5 protein-coding genes are annotated in these 5,264 nt (G+C 72.3%); 3 read left to right on the top strand and 2 right to left on the bottom strand.

Translation table 11 applies throughout. From position 1 onward, the window contains the following. A partial coding sequence (locus GT030_RS08445) for a GNAT family N-acetyltransferase (protein WP_161200555.1) occupies nucleotides 1-226 on the top strand: 226 nt, incomplete at its 5' end. A gap of 95 nt (nucleotides 227-321) precedes the next feature. Then, nucleotides 322-1,908, top strand: coding sequence for a Na+/H+ antiporter (locus tag GT030_RS08440; RefSeq protein ID WP_161200554.1), 1,587 nt, complete (start codon nucleotides 322-324; stop codon nucleotides 1,906-1,908). Nucleotides 1,909-1,923: 15 nt separating this feature from the next. On the opposite strand, the gene GT030_RS08435 is transcribed toward GT030_RS08440, so the two are convergent. Beyond that, the gene (locus GT030_RS08435; RefSeq protein WP_161200553.1) at nucleotides 1,924-3,030 is read right to left on the bottom strand and encodes a mechanosensitive ion channel domain-containing protein; all 1,107 of its coding nucleotides are present in this window, start codon (nucleotides 3,028-3,030) and stop codon (nucleotides 1,924-1,926) included. Between the two features lie 114 nt (nucleotides 3,031-3,144). On the opposite strand from GT030_RS08435, the gene GT030_RS08430 reads away from it, so the two are divergent. Next, nucleotides 3,145-3,714: a dienelactone hydrolase family protein gene (locus tag GT030_RS08430; protein WP_135790471.1), complete on the top strand. Its 570-nt coding sequence runs from the start codon at nucleotides 3,145-3,147 to the stop codon at nucleotides 3,712-3,714. 15 nt (nucleotides 3,715-3,729) lie between these two features. On the opposite strand, the gene GT030_RS08425 is transcribed toward GT030_RS08430, so the two are convergent. After that, nucleotides 3,730-5,264: alkaline phosphatase D family protein (locus GT030_RS08425; protein ID WP_237522270.1), on the bottom strand; the 1,535-nt coding region annotated here is incomplete at its 5' end.

Raw genomic sequence — 5,264 nt, 5'->3', positions numbered from 1 at the left:
CCGGCTCGCGGTGACCCGGCGGGCGCGCGGCCTCGGCGTCGGCGCGGCCCTGGTGCGGGCCATCGAGGACGCGGCCCGGGACCTCGGCCTCACCGCCGTCGACCTGCACGCCCAGACCCGCGCCCTCGGTTTCTACGAGCGCCTCGGCTACACCGCGTACGGCCCGGAGTTCCAGGACGCCCAGATCGCGCACCGGGCGATGCGCCGCCCGCTCGGGCCCGCGTAGGACGGTCGTACGAGCGCGGGCCGTTGACCGGGCTTTTCCGGCCGGCGTGGCAGGCTGGAGGCTCGCGGTGATCGTTTACCTCCGGAGCGCGCTACGTGGATCAGCTGGCCCTGTTGTTCGTGATCCTGCTCGCCGCCCTGGTGAGTGTGCCGGTGGGCGAGTACTTCAATCTCCCCGCGCCGGTGCTGATGACGGTGTTCGGCGGGGTGCTCGCCGTGCTGCCCTTCGTGCCCAACGTCGACATCCCGCCCGACCTGATCCTGCCCGCCCTGCTGCCGCCGCTGCTCTACGCGGCCGTACGGCGGACCTCCTGGCGGCAGTTCACGGCGAACCTCCGGCCGATCTTCCTGCTGGCCGTCGCCCTGGTCTTCGTGACCACGATCTGCGTGGCCGCGGTCGCGCACGCCATAGTGCCGGGCCTGCCGGTCGCCGCCGCCGTCGCGCTGGGCGCGCTGATCGCCCCGCCGGACCCGGTCGCCGCGACCGCCGTCGCCGGTCAACTGGGCCTGCCGCGCCGCCTGGTGTCCATCCTGGAGGGCGAGGGGCTGTTCAACGACGTCACCGCGATCGTGCTTTACCACGTGGCCATCGCCGCCGCGATCAGCGGTGAGTTCTCGCCCTGGCAGGCCGGGCTGGACCTGGTGCTCTCCGCGGTCGTCGCCGTCGTCGTCGGCCTCGCGCTCGGCTGGGGCGCCAACAAGCTGATGTCCCTGCTGGGCGACGCCACCCTCCAGATCGGTCTCTCCCTGCTGGTGCCGTACGCCTCCTACGTGCTGGCCGAGGAGCTGCACGGCTCGGGCGTGCTCGCGGTGCTCACCACCGCCCTGTTCCTCTCCGAGTACGCCACCGACGCCGACGACGTGATGACCCGGCTGGCCGGGCACACCTTCTGGGACATCATCGACACCCTCGTCACCGGCGTCGCCTTCGGCCTGATCGGCCTCGAGCTGCACAACGCGGTGCGCACCGCCTCCGGCCGCTGGGGCGAACTGCTCGGCTGGGCGGCGGCGGTCGCGGCCGTGGTGATCCTGGTCCGGCTGCTGTGGCTGCTGCCGGCGACCTGGCTGACGAAACGGCTGCACGCCCGGCGGGACCTCGACGAGGAGATCCCGGTCGGCTGGCGCGAGACCGTGGTGATGTGGTGGTCCGGGATGCGCGGGGTGGCCTCGGTGGCGCTGGCCCTCGCCGTCCCGCTCAGCACCGAGGACGGCCGGCCCTTCCCGGACCGGGAGATCATCATTTTCATCGCCTTCGGGGTGATCATCGCCACCCTGGTGCTCCAGGGACTCACGCTGCCCTCGCTGGTGCGCAGGCTCGGGGTGCGGGCCGACTCCGAGCGGGAGAAGGACTTCGAGAAGGAGCTGGCGGTCCGCGCGACCAAGGCGGCCCGGCGCAAGCTGCGGGAGATCGAGCAGGTCGAGGACCTCCCCGAGGAGCTGTCCGAGCAGATGCTCCGGCGCGCCTATGACATCGGCATCCGCATCAGCCCCGACATGGGCGAGGAGGAGCGCCGGGAAGCCCACCACAAGCGGGCCCGGCGCCTGAAGCGGGTGCGGCAGATCCAGTCGGAGATGATGAGCGCCGCCCGCCACGAGGTGCTCGCGGCCCGCAGCGAGCCGGGGGCGGACCCGGAGATCGTGGACCGGGTGCTGCGCCATCTCGACGTGCGCAGCCTGCGCTGAGCCGCCCCCGGCCCGCTAGAACCGGCCGGTGCGCGGGAAGTCGTAGGCCTTGCGCAGGGTGGACCGGTCCGGGGAGGGGATCTGGTACGGGGCCTTGACCGCGTCGGAGGTGTTGACGCGGGGGAGCGCGTACGGGTGCTCGGCGGAGAGCCAGGCGATCAGCTGCTCGCGGACCGTGACCCGGACCGTCCAGATGTCGTCCGCGTCCTTGGCGGTCACCAGGGCGCGCACCTCGATGGTGTTCGGGGTCGTGTCGGTCACCACCAGGCCGTAGGCACGTCCGTCCCAGGCGGGGCAGTGGCGCAGGATGTCGCGGAGCTTCTCCCGCATCGCCTCCACCGGCGCGCTGTGGTCGAGGTACCAGAAGACGGTGCCGGTCATCTGCGGGGTGCCGCGCGACCAGTTCTCGAACGGGCGCGAGGTGAAGTAGGAGACCGGCATGGTGATCCGGCGCTCGTCCCAGGTCCGTACCGTCAGGAAGGTCAGGGTGATCTCCTCGACGGTGCCCCACTCGCCGTCCACCACCACGGTGTCGCCGATGCGGACCATGTCGCCGAAGGCGATCTGCAGCCCGGCGAACAGGTTGGCCAGCGTCGACTGGGCCGCCACACCGGCCACGATGCCGAGGATGCCGGCCGAGGCCAGCAGCGAGGCGCCGGCCGCGCGCATCTCCGGGAACGTCAGCAGCATGGCCCCCACCGCGACCACCCCGACCGTCGCCGACACCACCCGCATGATCAGCGTGACCTGGGTGCGCACCCGGCGTACCCGCGCGGCGTCCCGGTGCATCCGGGCGTACCGGCTGTACGAGGTCTCCACGACGGCGCCCGCGATGCCGATGACGAGCCACGCGGTGGACCCGATCAGCACCAGGGTCAGGGCCCGGCCGATGCCGACCAGGTGGTCGCGCAGCCACGGCACCTGGGCGTAGGACCCTCTGAGCAGGGCGGCGAGCAGGACGAGCTGGTAGGGGATGCGGCAACGGCGCAGCAGGTCCCACAGCGGGGTCTCGCCGTGCCGTTCGTCGGCCTTGCGCAGCAGCAGATCGGTGGCCCAGCCGAGCACCACGGTGAGCGCGACGGCACCGCCGACCACGGCCAGGGGCCGGATGACGTTCTCCATGAGGGGGAACGTAACCGCGTGGCGGCGGCATGAACCTGTGTGTTCGGTCTCGTGCTGGGTAGACGGGCCGCGCCGGTAACGCCCTGACCTGGTGCGGCTGGCACCATGGGGGGCATGAACATCATGCTCTTTCACTCGGCCTACGGGCTCACCCCCGCGGTGCGCGACGCGGCGGACCGGCTGCGCGCGGCCGGGCACGAGGTGTGGACGCCGGACCTCTTCGAGGGCCGCACCTTCGACTCGGTCGAGGAAGGCATGGAGTACCAGCAGTCCGTGGGCAAGGAGGAGCTGCTCAAGCGGGCCGTGCTGGCCGTCGCCCCCTACTCCGACCGCGGGCTCGTCTACTCGGGGTTCTCGCTCGGCGCCTCGATCGCGCAGACTCTTGCCCTCGGCGACGACAAGGCGCGCGGGCTGCTGCTTCTCCAGGGCACTTCGGACATCGCGCCGAACGCCTTCGCGGACGAGCTGCCGGTGCAGTTGCACGTGGCCGAGCCGGACCCGTTCGAGACGGACGACTGGCTGAGCGCCTGGTACCTCCAGATGGGCCGCACCGGCGCGGACGTGGAGGTCTACCGCTACCCCGGCGCCGGCCACCTCTACATGGACCGCGACCTGCCCGACTACGACGCCGAGGCCGCCGAGGCCACCTGGCGGGTGGCGCTCGGCTTCCTCGAGAGCCTCTAGCGAGCCTGTGAGCGGCTACACGGGCGTGTAGCTCCGCTCGACCTTCTGCGTCCCGCTGCGGGTGCGGTACGAACGCGCCCACGCCGAGCTCGCGTCGGGGTTCGCACGGTCGGAGATCACGTAGTAGTCCATCTGCGCGCGCTCGGCGGTGATGTCGAGCACGCCGTAGCCGTGGCGGTCGGTGTCGACCCAGTGGACGTGCCGGTTGGCGGCCTGGATGACCGGCGCGGCGACGGCGGAGACGGTGCCCTGGGGGACCTTCACGATGTCGTCGAGGTTGTCCGAGGTGAGCGAGGTGACCACGAACTCGGTGGCCGCCGACGCCGACAGCGGGTAGGTGCCCGCGTCGTAGGGCACGTCGTTGGCCCACGCCATGTGGATGTCACCGGTGAGGAAGACGGTGTTGCCGATGGCGTTGGCCTTGAGATGGGCGAGGAGTTCGCGCCGGTCGTCGGTGTAGCCGTCCCACTGGTCGGTGTTGACGGCGATGCCCTCCTGCGGCAGACCGAGCAGCTTCGCCAGCGGCCGGAGCAGATCGGCGGAGAGCGCGCCCACCGCGAACGGCGAGACCATCACCGAGTTGCCGACCAGCCGCCACTTGGTGTCCGACGCCTTCAGCCCGGCCTTCAGCCAGTCCAGTTGGGCCCGCCCGGTGAGCGTGCGGTCCGGGTCGTCCACCGAGCCGGAGGCGGTCGCCGCCTGCTGGGAACGGAACGAGCGCAGGTCCAGCAGGGACAGGTCGGCCAGCTTGCCGAAGCGCAGCCTGCGGTAGGTGGTGCCCGCGACGGCCGGGCGGACCGGCATCCACTCGAAGTACGCCTGCTTCGCGGCCGCCTGACGGGCCGCCCACGCGCCCTCGGCGCCCTCGGTGTGGTTGGCCGCGCCGCCCGACCAGGCGTTGTCCGCGAACTCGTGGTCGTCCCAGATGGCGACGACCGGCGCGGCCAGGTGCAGCGCCTGGAGGTCGGGGTCGGTCTTGTAAGTGGCGTGCCGTATCCGGTAGTCGGCCAGGGTGAGGATCTCGTGCGCGGGGGAGTGCGGGCGCACCACGGTGCCCCGCGTGCCGTACTCGCCGGTGCCGTACTCGTAGATGTAGTCGCCCAGGTGCAGCCAGGCGTCCAGGTCGCCGCGGGCCGCGAGGTGGCGGTAGGGGCTGAAGTAGCCCGCCTCCCAGTTGGCGCACGAGACCACGCCGAAGCGCAGACCCGGTACGGCCGCGTCGGCCGCGGGCGCGGTGCGGGTGCGGGCCACGGGGGACTCGGCGCCGCCGCTGGTGAAGCGGAACCAGTAGTCGGTGCCCGGCTGAAGACCCCGGATGTCGGCCTTCACGGTGTGGTCGGTGGCCGCCGTGGCGGTGGTGGAGCCGGTGGCGACGACGTCGGTGAACGCCTTGTCGCGGGCGAGGGCCCAGCCGACCTCGGTGTCCGGGCCGACCCCGGAGCCGGGCAGCGCCTCGGGCACGGGGGTCACCCGGGTCCAGAGCAGGACGCCGTCGGGCAGGGGGTCGCCGGAGGCGACGCCGTGCCGGAAGACGGGGGCCGCGGTGGCGG

Source organism: Streptomyces sp. SID1328 (genome assembly GCF_009865595.1).
In the GTDB taxonomy this organism is placed as follows: Bacteria; Actinomycetota; Actinomycetes; order Streptomycetales; family Streptomycetaceae; genus Streptomyces; species Streptomyces griseoluteus.
Note: the sequence above shows the minus strand (reverse complement) of the source record. Positions and strands in the feature narration are given on the sequence as shown.

What these genes read in the sequence shown, in the direction of transcription:
- GT030_RS08430 (WP_135790471.1), top strand. Translation starts at nt 3,145, where the DNA reads ATGAACATCATGCTCTTTCACTCGGCCTACGGGCTCACCCCCGCGGTG.
- GT030_RS08435 (WP_161200553.1), bottom strand. Translation starts at nt 3,030, where the DNA reads ATGGAGAACGTCATCCGGCCCCTGGCCGTGGTCGGCGGTGCCGTCGCG.